The organism is Actinoplanes sp. GCM10030250 (assembly GCF_042666575.1).
Lineage (GTDB): Bacteria > Actinomycetota > Actinomycetes > Mycobacteriales > Micromonosporaceae > Actinoplanes.
Genome location: NZ_JBHTDO010000012.1, coordinates 89298 through 107433, shown reverse-complemented (window position 1 = coordinate 107433; position 18136 = coordinate 89298). Strand labels below are relative to the sequence as shown.

Here is an 18136-nt window from a genome sequence, read left to right as displayed (position 1 = left end):
TCATTGCGTCACCGAGGGGCCGCGCCCCGAGCGGGTGCTTGAGGTGGCGCGCACGCGGATGACGCTGACCGAGCCTTATCCGGATGGGTTAGGTTGACCGGATGGCCCTACCTGGAGTGCTCGGTGAACCCATCCGGTTCGTGCTGAACTGGGGGCGCCGCTATTCCCTGTGGGTGTTCAACTTCGGTCTGGCCTGCTGCGCGATCGAGTTCATCGCGTCGAGCATGAGCCGGCACGACTTCATGCGCCTCGGTGTCATCCCGTTCGCGCACGGGCCGCGGCAGGCCGACCTGATGGTCGTCTCCGGCACCGTGACCGACAAGATGGCGCCGGCCATCAAGCGGCTCTACGACCAGATGCCCGAGCCGAAATACGTGATCTCGTTCGGCTCCTGCTCGAACTGCGGCGGCCCCTACTGGGACTCCTACTCGGTCACCAAGGGCGTCGACCAGATCATCCCGGTCGACGTCTACGTGCCCGGTTGCCCGCCCCGGCCCGAGGCGCTGCTGCACGGCATCCTGCGCCTGCAGGAGAAGATCGCCGCCGAGGGCTCCGGTCTGGGTGGCGTGCACCGCCCCGACGCGCTCTCCCTCACCGCCCCGATCGTCAAGCCGCCGGCCTGAGCGGATCGCCGACCCCCACGATGTTGGACATCTAAGCCGGTCCTGGGCGGTTCGGTTGTCCAAGATCGCCAGGAGCCGCGGCGGTGAGGATCTCGCGGGCGCCCTGGCGGAGCAGGTTCGCCGCGACCGAGGTTCCGAGGACGAGCGGGTCGTTCGCCCACTCGTGCGCGTCCAGCACGGTCTTGCCGTCCAGGCTGATCACCCGGGCGCGCAGGCTGATCCGGCCGTCCGGTTCGGTGCGGGCGTAACCGGCGATCGGCGACTGGCAGTTGCCCTGGAGGATGTGCAGCATCGTGCGCTCGGCCTCGGTCTCGCGCGCGGTTCGCCGGTCGTCCAGCGCCTCCGCGATCTCCAGGGCCGCGCCGTCGTCCTGCCGGCATTGCAGGACCAGTGTGCCGGAGCCGACCGCGGGCACGAACGTGTCGACGCCGATCGGCTGGGTGATGCGTTCGGGCTGGTTGATGCGGTGCAGGCCGGAGACGGCGAGGAGCAGTGCGTCGTACTCGCCGGCGTCGAGTTTGGCGAGGCGGGAATTGGCATTCCCGCGGATCGGCACGGGGGTCAGGTGCGGCCAGTGCAGGGCCAGCTGGGCGATGCGGCGTACGGCCGACGTGCCGATCCGCGCACCGGACGGTAGTTCGTCGATCCGCTTCCCGGACGGGTGCACCAGGCAGTCCCGTACGTCGTCGCGCTCGAGATAGCCCGCGAAGATCGTGCCCGCCGGGGCCGGCCGGTCGCCGGGGACGTCCTTGACGCAGTGCACTGCCAGGTCGGCCCGGCCGTCCAGCAGCGACTGGTCCACCTCCTTGGTGAAGGCGCCCTTGCCGCCCAGCTCGGACAGCGAGCCCTGCCACCGGTCGCCGCTGGTGGTCAGCGGCACGACCTCGACGGTGATCTCCGGCCGCCGGGAGGCGAGCATCTGCCGGACGCGTTCGACTTGGGCGAGCGCCATCGGGGAGGAACGTGTTCCGATACGCAGCACGCGGGAAGCGGACATAGCGGGAAGCGTAGCCGCTACGCCCCGTTTGCTGAGTAGCCTCACCCGCATGGGCTCTCAGTCTCGTGCTGACTTCATCATCGACGTCCTGACCCGCGAGTTCGGCGAGTTGATGGCGCTCGACCCGGCCGCTTTCCGCAGGAAGTTCCGGAAGATGGCGGCGTCGCCGTTCGCCTTCTACCGCGGCAGCGCCTCGTTGTTCTACGCCGACCTGACAGCGGATCACCGCGACGACAGCTATCTGGACGAGCGCACCAGCCGGGTGTGGATCCACGGTGACCTGCACGCGGAGAACTTCGGCACCTACATGAACTCGTCGGGCCACCTGGTCTTCAACGTCAACGACTTCGACGAGGCGTATGTCGGCCCGTTCAGCTGGGACCTGAAGCGGTTCTCGGCGAGCCTGGCCCTGATCGGCTACGCGAAGGCGCTCTCCGACGACGACATCACCGCGCTGGTCACGCGGTTCGCCGGCTCCTATCTCACCGAGCTGCGGGCGATCGCGCACGGCGGTGACGACGCGATCGGCTCGATCACCCTGGCGAACGCGGACGGCGTGCTGCGCCGGGTGCTTCAGGAGGCGCGGCTCAACACCCGGGTCGACCTGCTGGCCGGGCAGACCGTGATCGACGAATACGAGCGGCGGTTCTCCCTCGGCGAGGGTGTCTTCGACGTCGACGAGGCGGCCGCCGCGAAGGTGCGGGAGGCGTTCGACAGTTACCTGGGCACGCTGCCGGAGTCGACCCGCCCGATCTCGATGCGGATCAAGGACATCAAGCTGCGTAAGGGCGTCGGCATCGGTTCGGCCGGGCTGCCGTCGTACAACCTGCTGCTGGAGGGGCACACCGAGGCCCTCGAGAACGACGTGATCATCTACATGAAGCAGGCGCAGGTGCCGGCGGTGGCTCGCTGGATCGACGACGAGAGGGTCAAGGGCTATTTCAAGCACCAGGGCCACCGTACGGCCGAATCGCAGCGCGCCCTGCAGGCTCACGCCGACCCGTGGCTGGGCTTCACCGAGCTCGACAGCGTCGGTCAGCTGGTCGCCGAGGTCTCGCCGTACGCCGCGGACCTCGACTGGGCAGACGTGAACGAGCCGGAGGAGCTGAGCGGTGTGGTCGCCGACCTGGGCCGCGCGGTGGCCCGGATGCACTCGGTGGCCGACGACGAGTCCAGTCACGACCTCGTCGACTTCTCCACCGAGGAGGCGATCGTCGCGGTGGTCGACAAGGACGAGGCCGGTTTCGTCCGGCACCTGGTTGACTTCGCTCACCGGTACGGTGACCAGGCCCGCGAGGACCACCAGGACTTCGTCGACGTCTTCCGCAACGGCCGCCTCCCCGGCCTGTGAGGTCAGTACCCTTCGAGGCTCCCTATGCCGGCCGAGCAGTCCAGCCGAATGCGGCGCGGCCGGGGCCGGCAACGTGCGGCTCGATCCGTACCATCACGGTCCCGCTCGGTCCCGGCACCACGATCGGGACCGAGATGACCAGGGTGCTGGTGGTCTCGCACGGCACGTCCTGCACCACCACCATCGGGACCTGGCCGACCGCCCCGGTGCTTGTCGTGACGCTCATCCCGCCCGATCCGTAGCAGGTCAGCCGAATGTCGTAGGTGCCGCCGGGCAGCACCCGGCCCGCCTCATGCGGCACGGAGCCGAAGGCGGTGACGATCTCGCCGGGTTCCGGATGCTCCGGATCGTCGATCTTGAGGGACTCGGCCACCCGGGCCTTCAGCGTCTCAGCCGTATAGACGGGAGCGGTCTGGAAGGGACCCTCAGCAGGCGACGCCACCGGCACCGAATCGTGGCCCGGCTGGATCGCCGCGGCCAGTCCGGCGACAGCCAGCACGGCGAGGGCCGCCGCCCCCGACAGGGCCGCCCGCCGGCGCTGGGCGGCACGCCGCAGCGGCGCGGTCCCCGGCGGCCGGACGGTGGGAAGGGTCTCGGCCCGCAAGCCGGTGAAAAGGTCCTCGATCCGGTCGGTCACTGCGCACCTCCCGCGCTCTCGGTCAGGTCGAACTCGGCGGCCAGTGCGGCACGCCCCCGGTGCAGCCAGGACTTCACCGTGCCCGCGGCGACGCCCTCCCGCTGGGCGATCTCGCCGACGCTCATGTCGGCCAGGTAGTGCAGCACCAGCGCCCGCCGGTGTGCGTGCGGCAGGTCACCGAGCGCGGCGATCAGGGCGACCCGCTCCGGGCCGGGGCCGTCGGCGTGCGGCTCGGCGATCCGCTGCCGGCGCAGGAAGCTCAGCGCGGTACGCGCCTTCCGCCACCGGCTGACCGCCAGGTTCCAGGCCACCCGGCGGATCCAGGCGACCGGATCGTCGTACCCGGCGACCTGGTTCCACCGGACGAGGGCGCGGTAGAACGCCTCCTGGACCACGTCCTGGGCGTCCTGCCGGTCCCCGAAGTACGCGTAGAGCTGCACGGTGAGATCGGCGTAGTGCGCGGCGTACACCTCGTCGAAGGAGGGCCGGTCGTGGCGCACGTCGATCCGTATCTCCGTTCCGGTCCTGGTCGTCGCTGTCACGGCGACTACACGCGATCGTCCGGCGGCCGGTTGCACCCCGGCCGCCGAATTTCTCGGACCTCACCGGATGATCAGTGACCAGCCGGTTTCCGCGATCTCGCCGGGCGGCGCTTCGTAGCGCGACCAGAACGACACATCCTTGCCGAGCGCACCGTCGATCCGGAAGTCCCGCCGGGCCGGCGGCCAGGCGCATTCGACCGCGTGTTCGGCCAGCACCCTGCCGTCACGCCGGATCTGGAGGGTGTAGGTGCCGGTGCCGCCACAGGCCAGCGCGAGCGTGTACCGCTCGTCGGGGAACTCGGCGTGCTGGGATTCCTCGCCGAACGTCTTACCGGGCTCCGTCTCCGGAGTGCTGCCGCCGGCCCGGGAAGGAGTGCCGTCCTCCATGCCGAGCACCGTGCGTACGCCGGCCAGCGGGTCGTTGGGAGCCATCGGTGCCCCGTTCCGCTCGGTGACCCGATAGGCGAAGCCGGCCCGCCCTGCGGCGGCCCCCACGTCCGCCAGGCTGAAGGTGATCTCTTCCAACACTCCGGCGTTGAGTTCCCAGCTGACCGGGACCGGCTTCGGCTCGCACCGCACCGGGATCCGCGTCAGCTCGCGGTCCTTGAACCGGTTCAGCTTGTCGTTGAGCATGTCTCCGGTGACGACCAGGGTGATGGTGCCGGTCCCGGCGCAGGCGGCGTCGAGCTTCAACCGCGGCAGGAACATCCGCTCGGTCCGCTCGTAACCGGCGACGACCGGCGACGACACGTCCATCCCGGCGGCGTTCGTGTCTTTCGATGTCAGTGTCCGTAAGGCGGTGGCGGCCAGCCCTTCCGCGCTGTCCGGAGCCAGGGTGCTCGCTGCCGGGACCACCAGAGCCGGGCCGGTGCCGGACTGGCCGGCGAGAGCGAGTCCTCCGCCGATGACGACGAGCACGGCGCAGGCCGAGGCCACGGCCGTGGTGGTGCGGCGACGGCGCACGGTCCGCCGGGCAGCCGTGGCGCCGGGCGGGCGGATCTCGCGTACGGCCTGCGCGCGCAGGTCCGCGAAGAGCTCGTCCAGGGTGTCGTTCACTGCGGGCCTCCGTTCAGTTCGGTCGCGAGGGACGTACGGGCCCGGGTCAGCCAGGAGCGGACGGTCCCCTCCGGGACCCGCTCCCGCCCGGCGATCTCGGACACCGGCAGGTCGGCCAGGTAGTGGAGCACGACCGCCCGGCGCTGGGCCGCCGGAAGCTTGCCGAGCGCTGCGAGCAGGGCGACCCGCTCCGGACCCGGGCCGTCGATCCGCGGCTCGTCGGTCCGCTGCCGCCGCAGGAAGTTCATCGCGGTCCGGGCCCGGCGCCAGCGGCTGACCGCCAGGTTCCAGGCGACCCGGCGGATCCAGGCGACCGGATCGTCATAGCCGGCGATGCCGTCCCAGCGGGCCAGCGCGCGGCAGAACGCCTCCTGGGCGACGTCCTGCGCCTCCTGCCGGTCCCCGAAGTACGCGTAGAGCTGCACCGCGAGGTCGGTGTAGCTCGCCGCGTACACCTCGTCGAAGCTCGGCGGATGCTCCCGTGGCGTGATGGGTGTCTCCCGATCGGTTATGGCGCTCACAGCAACTACACGCGCGACCCCGGCGGAACGCTGCGACATCCGGACAGCTTCTTGCACGGGGCCGGAACGCCGCGATGCCAGGACGGGTTCGTGTGAGGCCCGGCGCGGGGTCGCGAACGGGCCCCGGATCATAGGATGTCCTCCATGACGCCCGAAGAGGTCGGTGACCGGCTGGTCGCCCTGCTGGCGACGGACGATCCCGGTCTGGGCGCCGTCACCGCCGAGGTCTCGGGCGGCGGCCCCGGCCATGCCCGTGCCGTGGTCGACGTGCCGGTCGGCCGCTGGTGGTTCGCCGCCGAGGCGGCCCGGGACGCCGGCGCGGTGGGCTGCGACTTCTTCGACTGGCTCTCCGCGGTGGACGAGTTGGACGGCGGCTTCTCGGTGGTCGCCCATCTTTGGTCGACCCGGCGGCGGCACGGCCTGCTGCTGCGCACCCGGGTGTCCCGCGAGGACCCGCTCGTGGAGTCCCTGGTGGATCTCTATCCGGGCGCCGACTGGCACGAGCGGGAGACGCACGAGATGTTCGGCATCGTGTTCGCCCGCCATCCCGGCCTGCGCCCGCTGCTGCTGCCGCCGGAGTTCGAGGGGCATCCGCTGCGCAAGGAGTTCGTGCTGGCGTCCCGGGTGGCCAAGCCGTGGCCGGGCGCGAAGGAGCCGGGTGAGTCGGAGGGCGGCGCGGCCAAGCGTGCCCCGATGCGCCCGCCCGGCGTGCCCGACCCGAACGAGTGGGGCCCGCTCAAGGGCAAGGTCCCACCCCCGGAAACCCCGGCCCGCGCAGCCCGCGCCGAGCGCCCGGCCCCGGGTGAGCGCCCGGCCCGCGCCGAGCGCCCGGCCCCGGCTGATCGCCCGGCCCGAACACCGCGAGCCACCCCGGGCGCGCCGGGCGATCCGAAAGCGGAAGCACCGGCCACGCCCGAGCAGCCGCCCACCGACGGGGAGACAGCCTGATGCCGCTCTGGCTGGACCTCCTGATCCGGGTCGCCGCGGTGATGGGCGGCTTCCTCGTCCTGCCGCTGGTCGTGGGCCAGGCCGAGCACAAGGTGATGGCACACATGCAGGGCCGGGTCGGCCCGATGTACGCCGGCGCCTTCCACGGCTGGGCGCAGCTCATCGCCGACGGTGTGAAGTTCGTCCAGAAGGAGGACATCACTCCACGGGACGCGGATCGCACCGTCTTCCGGCTGGCGCCGATCGTCGCCCTCTTCCCGTACCTGATCGTCATCCTGACCATCCCCCTCGGACCCGGCGGCCTGGTCGCACAGAGCTTGGACATCGGCCTCTTCCTGGTCCTGGCCGTCCTCGGCATCGGTGTGGTCGCCGTGCTGATGTCCGCCTGGGCCTCGGCCAGCAAATACAGCCTGCTCGGCGGCGTGCGCGGCGCCGCCCAGCTGCTCGGTTACGAGCTTCCGCTGGTGCTGGCCGCCGCGAGCGTCGCGATGGCCGCCGGAACGCTCAGCCTGCCCGGCATCGTCGAGGCGTGGCAGCCGTGGTGGCTGATCTGGCAGGGCCCGGCCGCCCTCGTCTTCTTCATCGCTGGTCTCGCCGAGATCCGCCGCCCGCCGTTCGACATGCCGATCGCCGACTCCGAGCTGGTCTTCGGCTACATGACCGAGTACACGGGCCTGCGCTTCGCCTTCTTCCTGCTGGCGGAGTACGTCGGCATCGTCGTGATCGCCGCCCTGACCACGGTCCTGTTCCTGGGCGGCTGGCACGGCCCGTTCGCTGATCAGCTGGGCTGGCTCTGGACGCTGCTGAAGATCTTCGCGCTGTCCTTCGTGATCATCTGGCTGCGGGTCAGCTACCCCCGTCTGCGCGAGGATCAGCTGCAGCGTCTCTGCTGGCTGATCCTCGTTCCGGTCGCGCTGGCCCAGCTGGTGCTCACCGCCGCGGTCAAAACTCTGCTGTGAGGCGGCGGGCCGAGGTCGCGCCGGATGGGCGAAGCGGGCAGGATGTGAACCTGTGACTGAGAACGACGACCGCATCGCGCCCGGCAAGGGCCTGCTCGACGGTCTCGCCGTCACGTTCAAGACGATGACGCGGCGGTCCACCACCCAGCAGTACCCGGACGTCGAACCGGATCTCCCACCACGCTCGCGCGGTGTGATCGCGCTGCTCGAGGAGAACTGCACGGTCTGCATGCTGTGCGCCCGCGAGTGTCCCGACTGGTGCATCTACATCGACTCGCACAAGGAGGAGGTCGTCGTCCCGGGCGCCGCGCGCGCCCGTCAGCGCAACGTCCTCGACCGTTTCGACATCGATTTCTCCCTCTGCATGTACTGCGGGATCTGCATCGAGGTCTGCCCGTTCGGCGCGCTGCACTGGACGCCCGAATTCGAATACGCCGAGACCGACGTCCTCTCGCTGCTGCACGACAAGACCCGGCTGGGCGATTGGATGCGCACCGTGCCTCCGCCGCCGGCCCACGACGTGCTTGGCGAGCCTTCCAAGGAGGAGGCCACGGCGGCGCGCAAGGCAGCGGGCCCGGGCGCGGCCACTGCCGCCAAGACCGCAAGACCAGCAGCGGTACGCCCAAAGCCCGCCCAAAGTCCGCCGGCTCAAACTCCGCCCGCTCAAACTCCGCCCGCGCAGACTCCGCCCGCGCAGACTCCGCCGGCTCAGACTCCGCCCGCCGAGTCCCCGCAGGCCGAGGGTCCGCCCGCGCAGCCGGAGCCGGAGCAGTGACGGTCGCGGACGTGCTGCTGCTGGCTCTCGGCGCGGTGGCGGTCGGCTCCGGCGCGCTCGTCGTCACCAGCTCCCACCTGGTCCGCTCCGGCCTCTACCTGGTGGTCAGCCTCGGCGCGATCGCCGGCCTCTACCTGGTCCTCGGTGCCGAGCTGGTCGCCTGGGTGCAGGTCCTCGTCTATGTCGGCGCCGTCGTCGTGCTGTTGCTCTTCGCGGTGATGCTGACCCGGGCACCGATCGGCCCCTCCACCGACCTGGACCGCCCAGCCCTGCCCGCCGCCGTGATCGGCGCGGGTGTCGGCCTCGGCCTGACCGCCCTGTTCGCCGACGCCTTCCGCTGGACGCGCCTGCCCGACCCCGAGCCCGGCACCGCCGAGCGGCTCGGTGAACAGATCTTCGGCGCCTGGGTGCTGCCCTTCGAGGTGCTCTCGATCCTGCTGCTCTCCGCGCTGGTCGGTGCCATCATCCTGTCCCGCCCCGACCTGGGTGCCCGGCCGGCCCCAGCGGAAGAGACCCGGGACGAGATCGGGGACGATCCCGCGGACGCCGCCGAGGGAAACACCGAGCAGGACGAGGTGCCGGCCTGATGCACGTCGTCATCCCGTACGTGGTGGGTGCGCTGCTGTTCGCCCTGGGTGTCTACGGCGTCCTGCGGCGGCGCAACGCGATCCTGGTCCTGATGGCCGTCGAGCTGATGCTCAACGCGGTCAACCTGATCCTGATCACCGCTGACGTGTCGCTGCGGGCAGCCCTCACCGGGGTCACCTCTCACCCCGGTACCGGGGGCGTCTTCGCGCTCTTCGTGATCGTGCTGGCCGCCGCCGAGGTGGGTGTCGGGCTGGCCATCGTGCTGCAGTTCTACCGGGTGCGCCGGATCGTCGCGATCGACGAGGTACACCTGGCCGACACCGGCGAGATGCCCTTTGCCCACACCGGCGAGGTGCCCCTGGCCGAAACCGGGGTGCGCGAATGAGCGGTGTCGGAGTCGTGGGGGCGCTGCTTCCCTGCGTACCGCTGCTTCTTGGTCTTGCCGGTCTGCTGCTGCCGCCAGGCGACGGTGCCGGTCCACGACGCAGAGTGGCCGCCGGTCTCGGCATCTTCGGTGCTGCCTTCGCCCTGATCGACACGATCGTGCTGCTCACGCTCGTGAACGACAGGGGGAGTGCGCTCGAAGCGAGCGCACCGTGGGTGAGCATCGGGCCGATCGATCTGACGCTCACCTTCTCCGCGGGCACGGCTGCCCTCTACGTCGCGCTGGCAGTGACCGTCGTCGCTCTATGCGTGCAGGTCTACTCGGTCACCTACCTCCACGATGATCCGCGCTATGCGCCCTATGCCGCCCAGGTCAGCCTCTTCACCGGCGCGATGCTGCTGGTGGTGGTCTCCGGCGACCTGATCGGGCTGCTGATCGGCTGGGAGGTGATGGGTGCCTGCTCCTACCTGCTGATCGGCCATGATCGGCGACTGCCGGAGGCGCCGGCCGCCGCGGTGAAGGCCTTCCTGGTCACCCGGGTGGGTGACGTCGGCTTCCTGCTGGGCATCGCGCTGCTGATCGTGGACGCCGGCACGTCGCGGATCTCCGAGGTCCTGGCCCACTCCTACGACTCCGGCACGCTGACCGCGGCGTTGTTGCTGCTCCTGGCCGGCGTGGCCGGTAAGAGCGCGCAGTTCCCGCTGCACACCTGGCTGCCGGACGCGATGGCCGGCCCGACGCCGATCTCGGCCCTGATCCACGCGGCGACGATGGTCGCGGCCGGTGTCTATGTCGTGTTCCGCACCTACCCGCTCTTCGAGAAGTCCCCGGCCGCGCTCGCCGTCCTCGGTGTGATGGCCGCGATCACGATCCTGATCGGCGCCTTCTCCGCGACCGCCCAGGACGACCTCAAACGGGTGCTGGCCTGGTCAACGGTCTCGCAGATCGGCTACATGACCGGTGCGCTCGCCGTCGGTGCGCCCGCCGCGGCGCTGTTCCACCTGCTCACCCACGCCGCGTTCAAGGCGCTGCTGTTCCTGGCCGCCGGTGCGGTGATCCACGCGGTCGGCACCAACTCCCTGTCCCGGATGGGTGGCCTGCGCGAGCACATGCCCGTCACGTTCTGGTCGTTCATGATCGGCCTCGGTGCGCTCGCCGGGCTGCCGCCGCTCTCCGGCTTCTGGTCGAAGGAGAACGTGCTGACCGCCGCCGCGCACGCCACCGAGGGCGGGGAGACCGTACCGGCCTGGGCCGGGTGGGTGGTCTGGCTGGCCGCGCTGCTCGCGGTCGGCGTCACCGCGTGGTACGCGACACGCCTGCTCCTGCGCACGTTCTTCGGGGTCTCCCGCGCACCCGGACCGGACGGCCCGGACTGGGAGGTCGGCTTCGACGACGCCCGCTACCGGCGGCCGGCCGCACCGCACGACCCGCCGGTCCCGATGCTGATGCCGCTGCTGCTGCTGGCGGTGCCGTCCGCGCTGCTCGGCCTCGCCGCCTTCGCGCCCGGCTTCCGGACCGCCCTGGAACTCGAGGACCCGCACCTGGGTGTCGCCGTCGCGCTGCCGATGCTGCTGCTCGTCGCAGGCGCCGGCACGGCGTGGTGGCTCTGGCGGGCGGTGCCCGGTGTCGATCCCGCGGCGGCGCTGGGCCGGGCCCGGCCGTTCCTGGCCGCCGGCTTCCGCCTCGACGACGTGCAGCACCGGCTCGTGGTGGTGCCGGTGCGCGCGCTGGCGAAGTGGATCACCGTCGCGGACGAGCGGGTGGTGGACGGCGCGGTGCGAGGCACCGGGACGGCGACCACGTTCGTCGGCGGGCTGCTCAACGCCGGGCACCGGGTGGCGCTGCCGGTCGCGGCGGTCCTGGTCTGTTCCGGTGCGCTGCTCCTCGGTGTCGTCGCATGGCTGGGGGCACTGGCATGAGCTATACGACCACTGCGGGCGATCTTCCGGCGTTCTTGCTCGTGGCTCTGCTGCTTGTTCCGGCAGTGGGTGCGGCGGTCGTGGCGCTGATGCCGGCTCGTGAGGACCGGCGGGCACGGGTGATCGCCACGATCTTCGCGGCGGTCACCTTCCTGATCACGCTGGCTCTGCCGCTGACCACGGTGGCGGCGCCGGGCGGCTTCGGCTGGTTCGCGTACAGCGTGGGGGACGGTCCGCCGGGGATCACTCCCTGGGCGAACGTGAGCGTGCCGTGGGTCCCGGCGCTGGGGCTGGAGTTCCACCTCGGTGTGGACGGGATCTCGTACCCGTTGATCGTCCTGACCGGGTTGCTGACGGTGCTCTGTTGTGCGTACACGATCAAGAAAGTCCCGCAGGGTGGCTCCGGTCGTGGCCTGGCCGCGCTGCTCCTGGTTCTCGAGGTCGGCGTGCTGGGCACCTTCCTCGCCCTGGACCTGATCCTCTTCTTCGTCATGTTCGAAGTGGTCCTCCTCCCGATGTACGCGGTGATCGCGGGCTGGGGCGGACCGGAGCGACGGGCGGCCGCCCGCAAGTTCGTCCTCTACACGCTCGCCGGCTCGGTGCTGCTGCTGCTCGGCGTGGTCACCGTGGTCGCCGAGGCGGGCACCGGCGACCTGATGGTCCTCACCGGCGCCGATCCGCTCGGCCGCACCACCCAGACGGTCGCGTTCACGCTGCTGCTGCTGGCCTTCGCGGTGAAGGCCCCGCTCTGGCCGCTGCACACCTGGCTGCCGGACGCGCACACCGAGGCGCCGACGGTCGGCTCGGTGATCCTGGCCGGGGTGCTGCTGAAGATGGGCACCTACGGCCTGATCCGCGTCGGCATCGGTGTGGCACCGGACGCCGCCGAGTCGGCCGGCCCGGTCCTCGGGCTGTTCGCCGTGCTCGCGATCATCTTCGGCGCGCTGATCTGCCTGCGCCAGCACGACCTGAAACGCCTGATCGCCTACTCCAGCGTCGGGCACATGGGTTTCGTGCTGCTCGGCATCGCCACGTTCACCACGACCGGCATCCAGGCGGCCCTGATCGGCAACGTCGCACACGGCCTGATCACCGGCCTGCTCTTCTTCCTGGCCGGCACGATCAAGGACCGGGCCGGCACCGGCTCATTCAACCAGCTCAGCGGCCTGCGGGAGACCGCGCCGCGGCTGGCCGGCCTGCTCGGGTTCGCCGCCGTCGCCTCGCTCGGACTCCCCGGCCTCGCCGGTTTCTGGGGTGAGGCGTTCGCCGTCGTCGCCGCCGTCCAGGCGGGCGGTCCCTACTGGTTGACCCTCGCGGTCCTCGCCGCCATCGGCGGTGCGCTCACCGCTGCCTACTTCCTGCGCCTGCTGCGCCGGCTCACGCACGGCCCGGCCACCCCCGCAATGCACCAGGTGCGCCCGGCGATCGCCACCGCCGAGTGGTTCGCCTGGGCGCCGCTGATCCTGCTCACGCTCGCCGTCGGCCTGGCACCGGTGCTGGTGCTGGCGAACACTTCCGAGCCGATCACCGGACTTCTGGTGGGTGCACCGTGAGCAGTCAGCAGATCGACCACTTCGCGCTGCTCCCGCTCTACGCCGCGGCGGGCACCGCGATCCTCGCCCTGCTCGCCGACCTGTTCGTGGCCAGGCGCGCCGCCGTGATCGGCGCGACGATGCTGGGTGCGGCGGCCACCGCCGTCTGCGCCCTGGTCACCGCCGACACCGCCGGGACGTTCTGCACCACCGCAGGAGCCTGTTCGTGGGTGCCGACCTGGCCCGCCGCCGTGGCAGCGGTGCTCTTCGCCGGGCTGACCGCCGGTGTGCTCGCGCTGTCGGTGCCGGCGCTGCGGCTCGGAATCGCCCCGGCGGGCGAGTTCTGCTTCCTGCTGGCCTGCTCGATGACCGGCGGCGTGGTGGTCGGCTACGCGGGTGACCTGATCACCCTGATCGTCGGCCTGGAGACCCTCACCCTGCCGCTCTACGTGCTGGCCGGCCTGCGCCGGTTCGCGCCCGGCGAGCGGGTGACCACCGGCGCGGCCTCGGCCTCGGTGACGTTCTTCCTGATCAGCGTGGTGTCCACGGCGATCGCCCTGCTCGGCGTCGCGCTCAACTACGCGGCGACCGGCGGGGTCCACCTGGACCTGCTGACCGCGGGGTCCGGGCCGCTGGAGAAGCTGGCCGGGGTCGGTGTGGCGTTGCTGGTGATCGGGCTCGCCTTCAAGGTCGCCGCGGTGCCGCTGCACGCTTGGGCGCCCGCCACCTACGACGGCGCGCCGGTGCCGGTCGCGGCGTACCTCTCGACCGCCTCCAAGCTCGGCGGCGTGCTCGCCCTGGCCGCTGTGGTCTCCCGCCTCGACGCCGGTGTGGTGGTCGCGGCCCTCGCCGTGCTCACGATGACCGTCGGCAACCTGGTGGCGCTCCGGCAGACCCGCATGGTGCGGTTGCTCGCCTGGTCCTCGATCGCCCAGGCCGGTTACATCCTGGCCGCCCTGGCGCTGGGCGAGATCGGGGTGCTGGCCGCCCTCGCGTACGCCGTCTTCTTCGTCGTCCTGGAGTTCGTGGCGTTCGGCGTGGTGGTGGCGCTGCGGGCGCCCGGAGCCGACGGCGGCGCGATCGAGGACTACCGGGGTGCCGGCCGCGAGTCCCGCGGGCTGGGCGCCGCGCTCGTGCTCGCCCTCGCCGGTCTGGCCGGGCTTCCGCCGGGACTGGCCGGCCTCTTCGCCAAGCTGTCGGTGGTCGGTGTCCTTGTCGACGCGAGGTGGACCTGGCTGGCCGCGGTCGTGGTGATCAACGCGGTGATCGCGCTCGCGTACTACGTCCGGGTGGCCGCGATCCTCTACAGCGGCCATGCTCGCTCGGCTCTCCCGGTGGCCAGGCCGGTCGTGGTTGCCGTGTTCGCCGGTGTGGCGGTGGCCGTCGTCCTGGGCTTCGCGCCGCAGGTTCTGTTCGACGCCCTTTCATAGGCAGCCCTTTCATAGGCCATCAGGAATCGAGAAGCGCAGCGGGGCGCCGCACCCTTAGCGTGGCTGTCATGACAACTCAGGGAATCAAGACAGTCCTCCACCCGGTCGCCGATCTGGAGAAGAGCAAGAAGGTGTACGCCGCACTGCTCGGCGTGGAGCCGTCGGCCGACTCGGCCTACTACGTCGGGTTCGACGCCGAGGGCCAGCACATCGGCCTCGTGCCGAAGGGGCCGCAGGCCGCGGAGTCCGTGGTCGCCTACTGGCACGTGACCGACATCGAGGCGAAGCTCGCCGAGGTGACCGCGGCGGGCGCCACCGTGCAGGCGGCGCCGAAGAACGTGGGTGGCAGCCGGCTCGTCGCGACATTCACCGATCCCGATGGGAACGTGCTGGGGCTGATTCAGGACTAATCTTTCCTGCCGGACCCGCCTTTTCTGCCGCCGCACCAGCCTTCCTGCCGCACCGCCTGACGGATGGAGACACCATGAGCAAGGCCGACGCGATCCGCGTGCACGGCGCCCGGGTGAACAACCTGAAGGACGTCAGCGTCGAGATTCCGAAGCATCAGCTCACGGTCTTCACCGGTGTCTCCGGCTCGGGCAAGAGCTCGCTGGTGTTCGGCACGATCGCGGCGGAGTCGCAGCGGCTGATCAACGAGACGTACAGCACCTTCGTGCAGGGCTTCATGCCGTCGATGGCGCGGCCCGACGTCGACATCCTGGAGGGGCTGACCACGGCGATCATCGTCGACCAGGAGCGGATGGGCTCCGACCCGCGTTCCACAGTCGGCACCGCCACCGACGCCAACGCCATGCTGCGGATCCTGTTCAGCCGGCTCGGGCAGCCGCACATCGGCTCACCGCAGGCGTTCTCCTTCAACGTCGCCTCGATCTCCGGTGCGGGCGCGGTGACACTCACCAAGGGCGGCAACACCACCAAGGAGCGGCGCAGCTTCAGCATCACCGGCGGCATGTGCCCGCGCTGCGAGGGCCGCGGCAAGGTCAACGACTTCGACCTGACCGCCCTGTACGACGACACGAAGTCCCTCAACGAGGGCGCGCTGACCATCCCCGGTTACAGCATGGAGGGCTGGTTCGGCCGGATCTTCCGCGGCTGCGGTTACTTCGACCCGGACAAGCCGATCGGCAAGTTCACCAAGAAGGAAATGCACGACCTGCTGTACAAGGAGCCCACCAAGATCAAGGTCGAGGGCATCAACCTGACCTACACCGGGCTCATCCCCGCGATCCAGAAGTCGATGCTCGCCAAGGACGTCGACGCGATGCAGCCGCACATCCGCGCGTTCGTGGAGCGGGTGGTGACCTTCACCGTCTGCCCCGACTGCGACGGCACCCGGCTCACCGAGGCCGCCCGCTCATCGAAGATCAACGGGATCAGCATCGCCGACGCCTGCGCCATGCAGATCAGCGACCTTGCCACGTGGGTGGGCGACGTCAACGAGCCGTCGGTGGCCCCGCTGCTGGCCAAGCTGCGCCACACCCTCGACTCGTTCGTCGAGATCGGCCTCGGCTACCTCTCGCTGGACCGGCCCGCCGGCACCCTGTCCGGCGGGGAGGCGCAGCGCACCAAGATGATCCGGCACCTCGGTTCGGCGCTCACCGACGTGACGTACGTCTTCGACGAACCCACCATCGGCCTGCACCCGCACGACATCCAGCGGATGAACGACCTGCTGCTGCGCCTGCGGGACAAGGGCAACACGGTCCTCGTGGTGGAGCACAAGCCGGAGGCCATCGCGATCGCCGACCGGGTGGTCGACCTGGGCCCCGGCGCCGGTACGGCGGGCGGCACCATCTGCTTCGAGGGAACCGTCGAGGGCCTCCGGTCCAGCGGCACCCTGACCGGGCGTCACCTCGACGACCGGGCATCGGTCAAGAAATCGGTACGCACCCCCACCGGAAAGCTGGAGATCCGCGGCGCCGCCATGCACAACCTGCGTGACGTCGACGTGGACGTACCGCTCGGTGTCCTGGTCGTGGTGACCGGCGTCGCCGGCTCCGGCAAGAGCTCGCTGGTGCACGGCTCCATCCCGGGCGGCGCCGGCGTGGTCTCCATCGACCAGACCGGGATCCGTGGTTCCCGGCGCAGCAACCCGGCGACCTACACCGGGATGCTCGAGCCGATCCGCAAGGCGTTCGCCAAGGCCAACGGCGTGAAACCGGCGCTGTTCAGCGCCAACTCCGAGGGGGCCTGCCCGAACTGCAACGGCAACGGCGTCATCTACACCGACCTGGCGATCATGGGTGGGGTCGCGACACCGTGCGAGGTGTGCGAGGGCAAGCGGTTCGAGGCCTCCGTGCTGGAGTACCACCTGGGCGGCCTCGACATCAGCGAGGTCCTGGCGATGTCGGTGGCCGAGGCGGAGGAGTTCTTCCGGGCGGGCGAGGCGGGCATCCCGGCGGCCCACCGGATCCTGAAGAACCTGGCGGACGTGGGCCTGGGCTATCTGCGCATCGGCCAGCCGCTCACCACGCTCTCCGGCGGGGAGCGGCAGCGGCTGAAACTGGCCACCCACATGGGGGAGAAGGGCGGGATCTACGTCCTCGACGAGCCGACCACCGGCCTGCACCTCGCCGACGTGGAGCAGCTGCTCGGCTTGATGGACCGGCTCGTCGACGCCGGCAAGTCGGTGATCGTCGTCGAGCACCACCAGGCGGTCATGGCGCACGCCGACTGGATCATCGACCTCGGTCCCGGCGCCGGTCACGACGGCGGCCGGATCGTCTTCGAGGGCACCCCGGCCGACCTCGTGGCGGCCGAGTCCACCCTCACCGGACGTCACCTCGCCGCGTACGTGGCCCCCAGCTAACTCACAGCGCGCTACCGGATGAACACATAGGTGATCAGTGTTCCTTTGAATGCGGGCCACAAGCCCGCAAGTCGAAGGAGTGAACGTTGTCCGGTCAACACAACGGCCTCAAAACGGCCGCTCTGCTGGGCCTGCTCACGAGTCTCATCCTGGCCGTGGGCTACTGGCTGGGAGGCAGCGGCGGCCTGATCATCGCCGTGTTCATCTCGCTGGCGACGAACGCCGTCAGCTACTTCTACTCCGACAGGATCGCACTGCGGGCGATGGGCGCCCGGCCGGTCAGTGAAGCCGAGTTCCCCGAGCTGCACCAGATGGTCCGCGAGCTGGCGACCGATGCCGGGCAGCCGATGCCCCGGCTCTACGTCTCACCGGCGATGCAGCCCAACGCGTTCGCCACCGGCCGCAACCCGGAGCACGCGGCGGTCGCGGTGACCGTGGGTATCACCCGCATCCTCACCGTCCGTGAGCTGCGCGGCGTGATCGGCCACGAGCTGTCCCACGTCTACAACCGGGACATCCTCATCTCCAGCGTGGCCGCGGGCTTGGCCGGCATCGTCACGATGCTCGCCCAGCTCGCGATCTTCCTGCCGTTCTTCGGCGGCTCGGACGACGAGGACAGCCCCAACCCGGCCGGCCTGCTGCTCATGGCGATCCTCGGCCCGCTCGCGGCGTCGATCATCCAGCTGGCGATCAGCCGTAACCGCGAGTTCCAGGCGGACGCCTCCGGCGCCACACTGACCCGCGACCCGCTCGCGCTGGCAAGTGCCCTGGAGAAAATCCATTACGGTACGCAGCGGGCGCCCCTCCCGGCGGATGCTCAACTCACGAGCACGGCCCATCTGATGATCGCCAACCCGTTCCGGGGCGGTGGGATGTCGTCGCTCTTCGCCACCCACCCGCCGATGGCCGAACGGATCCGCCGCCTCCACCAGCAGGCGTCGTTGACGGGCCCGCACCTGCGCTGAGAGAACGGGGTCGGCCTGCCGGCTGCCGGTGCGTTCCCACGCCGGCAGGCCACTCACCGTGAGCGGGGGCAGAAGCCG

General features: G+C 70.6%; 18 protein-coding genes. 13 read left to right on the top strand and 5 right to left on the bottom strand.

The annotated features are described in order from the left end of the window. Positions 1 to 101: 101 nt before the first annotated feature. Positions 102 to 623 carry an NADH-quinone oxidoreductase subunit B gene (locus ACFQV6_RS17830; RefSeq protein ID WP_378028601.1) on the top strand — a complete coding sequence of 174 codons (522 nt, stop codon included), beginning with the start codon at positions 102 to 104 and terminating at the stop codon, positions 621 to 623. 31 nt (positions 624 to 654) lie between these two features. Here ACFQV6_RS17830 and hemC read toward each other — a convergent pair whose 3' ends face one another. Continuing rightward, positions 655 to 1620, bottom strand: coding sequence for a hydroxymethylbilane synthase (gene hemC / locus ACFQV6_RS17825; protein WP_378028600.1), 966 nt, complete (start codon positions 1618 to 1620; stop codon positions 655 to 657). Between the two features lie 49 nt (positions 1621 to 1669). Here hemC and ACFQV6_RS17820 point away from each other — a divergent pair, with 49 nt between their 5' ends. Further along, entirely contained in the window at positions 1670 to 2971 is a 1302-nt protein-coding gene (locus ACFQV6_RS17820; RefSeq protein WP_378028599.1) for a DUF2252 domain-containing protein, read from the top strand. A 22-nt stretch (positions 2972 to 2993) separates the two neighbouring features. Here the strand turns inward: ACFQV6_RS17820 and ACFQV6_RS17815 are convergent, their stop codons facing one another. The 4 genes from ACFQV6_RS17815 to ACFQV6_RS17800 form a co-directional block, all read right to left on the bottom strand. Beyond that, positions 2994 to 3608 carry a hypothetical protein gene (locus ACFQV6_RS17815; RefSeq protein ID WP_378028598.1) on the bottom strand — a complete coding sequence of 205 codons (615 nt, stop codon included), beginning with the start codon at positions 3606 to 3608 and terminating at the stop codon, positions 2994 to 2996. Beyond that, positions 3605 to 4108 carry an RNA polymerase sigma factor gene (locus ACFQV6_RS17810; RefSeq protein WP_378028597.1) on the bottom strand — a complete coding sequence of 168 codons (504 nt, stop codon included), beginning with the start codon at positions 4106 to 4108 and terminating at the stop codon, positions 3605 to 3607. Before ACFQV6_RS17810 ends, ACFQV6_RS17815 begins: the two co-directional genes overlap by 4 nt. Positions 4109 to 4210: 102 nt before the next feature. Further along, positions 4211 to 5206: a hypothetical protein gene (locus ACFQV6_RS17805; protein WP_378028596.1), complete on the bottom strand. Its 996-nt coding sequence runs from the start codon at positions 5204 to 5206 to the stop codon at positions 4211 to 4213. Beyond that, on the bottom strand, positions 5203 to 5727 hold the full coding sequence (locus ACFQV6_RS17800) for an RNA polymerase sigma factor (protein WP_378028595.1): 525 nt from the start codon (positions 5725 to 5727) through the stop codon (positions 5203 to 5205). The genes ACFQV6_RS17805 and ACFQV6_RS17800 overlap by 4 nt, the downstream gene beginning before the upstream one ends. Positions 5728 to 5871: 144 nt before the next feature. On the opposite strand from ACFQV6_RS17800, the gene ACFQV6_RS17795 reads away from it, so the two are divergent. The 11 genes from ACFQV6_RS17795 to htpX all read left to right on the top strand — a co-directional run bounded on the left by ACFQV6_RS17795 (position 5872) and on the right by htpX (position 18058). Further along, positions 5872 to 6675: an NADH-quinone oxidoreductase subunit C gene (locus ACFQV6_RS17795; protein WP_378028594.1), complete on the top strand. Its 804-nt coding sequence runs from the start codon at positions 5872 to 5874 to the stop codon at positions 6673 to 6675. Continuing rightward, positions 6675 to 7634, top strand: a complete 960-nt coding sequence (locus tag ACFQV6_RS17790) for an NADH-quinone oxidoreductase subunit H (RefSeq protein ID WP_378028593.1) — start codon at positions 6675 to 6677, stop codon at positions 7632 to 7634. Before ACFQV6_RS17795 ends, ACFQV6_RS17790 begins: the two co-directional genes overlap by 1 nt. A 52-nt stretch (positions 7635 to 7686) precedes the next feature. Beyond that, positions 7687 to 8409 (top strand): 4Fe-4S binding protein, encoded by a 723-nt coding sequence (locus ACFQV6_RS17785; RefSeq protein WP_378028592.1) that lies wholly within the window; start codon positions 7687 to 7689, stop codon positions 8407 to 8409. Then, positions 8406 to 8996, top strand: coding sequence for an NADH-quinone oxidoreductase subunit J (locus ACFQV6_RS17780; protein WP_378028591.1), 591 nt, complete (start codon positions 8406 to 8408; stop codon positions 8994 to 8996). Before ACFQV6_RS17785 ends, ACFQV6_RS17780 begins: the two co-directional genes overlap by 4 nt. Beyond that, the gene (nuoK, locus tag ACFQV6_RS17775; protein ID WP_378028590.1) at positions 8996 to 9382 is read left to right on the top strand and encodes an NADH-quinone oxidoreductase subunit NuoK; all 387 of its coding nucleotides are present in this window, start codon (positions 8996 to 8998) and stop codon (positions 9380 to 9382) included. The genes ACFQV6_RS17780 and nuoK overlap by 1 nt, the downstream gene beginning before the upstream one ends. Then, positions 9379 to 11301, top strand: coding sequence for an NADH-quinone oxidoreductase subunit L (locus ACFQV6_RS17770; RefSeq protein WP_378028589.1), 1923 nt, complete (start codon positions 9379 to 9381; stop codon positions 11299 to 11301). The genes nuoK and ACFQV6_RS17770 overlap by 4 nt, the downstream gene beginning before the upstream one ends. Next, positions 11298 to 12854: a NuoM family protein gene (locus ACFQV6_RS17765; RefSeq protein WP_378028588.1), complete on the top strand. Its 1557-nt coding sequence runs from the start codon at positions 11298 to 11300 to the stop codon at positions 12852 to 12854. Before ACFQV6_RS17770 ends, ACFQV6_RS17765 begins: the two co-directional genes overlap by 4 nt. Next, the gene (locus tag ACFQV6_RS17760; RefSeq protein ID WP_378028587.1) at positions 12851 to 14263 is read left to right on the top strand and encodes an NADH-quinone oxidoreductase subunit N; all 1413 of its coding nucleotides are present in this window, start codon (positions 12851 to 12853) and stop codon (positions 14261 to 14263) included. The genes ACFQV6_RS17765 and ACFQV6_RS17760 overlap by 4 nt, the downstream gene beginning before the upstream one ends. Before the next feature lie 68 nt (positions 14264 to 14331). Next, the gene (locus ACFQV6_RS17755; protein ID WP_378028586.1) at positions 14332 to 14673 is read left to right on the top strand and encodes a VOC family protein; all 342 of its coding nucleotides are present in this window, start codon (positions 14332 to 14334) and stop codon (positions 14671 to 14673) included. 74 nt (positions 14674 to 14747) lie between these two features. After that, complete coding sequence (locus ACFQV6_RS17750; protein WP_378028585.1) at positions 14748 to 17093, top strand: ATP-binding cassette domain-containing protein; 2346 nt, start codon at positions 14748 to 14750, stop codon at positions 17091 to 17093. Positions 17094 to 17179: 86 nt separating this feature from the next. After that, entirely contained in the window at positions 17180 to 18058 is an 879-nt protein-coding gene (htpX, locus tag ACFQV6_RS17745; protein ID WP_378028584.1) for a zinc metalloprotease HtpX, read from the top strand. Positions 18059 to 18136 lie beyond the last annotated feature (78 nt).

Excerpts from the sequence above, each read along its gene's own strand:
- ACFQV6_RS17750 (WP_378028585.1), top strand. The coding sequence starts at position 14,748 with ATGAGCAAGGCCGACGCGATCCGCGTGCACGGCGCCCGGGTGAACAAC.
- ACFQV6_RS17765 (WP_378028588.1), top strand. The coding sequence starts at position 11,298 with ATGAGCTATACGACCACTGCGGGCGATCTTCCGGCGTTCTTGCTCGTG.
- ACFQV6_RS17820 (WP_378028599.1), top strand. The coding sequence starts at position 1,670 with ATGGGCTCTCAGTCTCGTGCTGACTTCATCATCGACGTCCTGACCCGC.
- nuoK (WP_378028590.1), top strand. The coding sequence starts at position 8,996 with ATGCACGTCGTCATCCCGTACGTGGTGGGTGCGCTGCTGTTCGCCCTG.
- hemC (WP_378028600.1), bottom strand. The coding sequence starts at position 1,620 with ATGTCCGCTTCCCGCGTGCTGCGTATCGGAACACGTTCCTCCCCGATG.
- ACFQV6_RS17770 (WP_378028589.1), top strand. The coding sequence starts at position 9,379 with ATGAGCGGTGTCGGAGTCGTGGGGGCGCTGCTTCCCTGCGTACCGCTG.
- ACFQV6_RS17795 (WP_378028594.1), top strand. The coding sequence starts at position 5,872 with ATGACGCCCGAAGAGGTCGGTGACCGGCTGGTCGCCCTGCTGGCGACG.
- ACFQV6_RS17755 (WP_378028586.1), top strand. The coding sequence starts at position 14,332 with ATGACAACTCAGGGAATCAAGACAGTCCTCCACCCGGTCGCCGATCTG.
- ACFQV6_RS17830 (WP_378028601.1), top strand. The coding sequence starts at position 102 with ATGGCCCTACCTGGAGTGCTCGGTGAACCCATCCGGTTCGTGCTGAAC.
- ACFQV6_RS17790 (WP_378028593.1), top strand. The coding sequence starts at position 6,675 with ATGCCGCTCTGGCTGGACCTCCTGATCCGGGTCGCCGCGGTGATGGGC.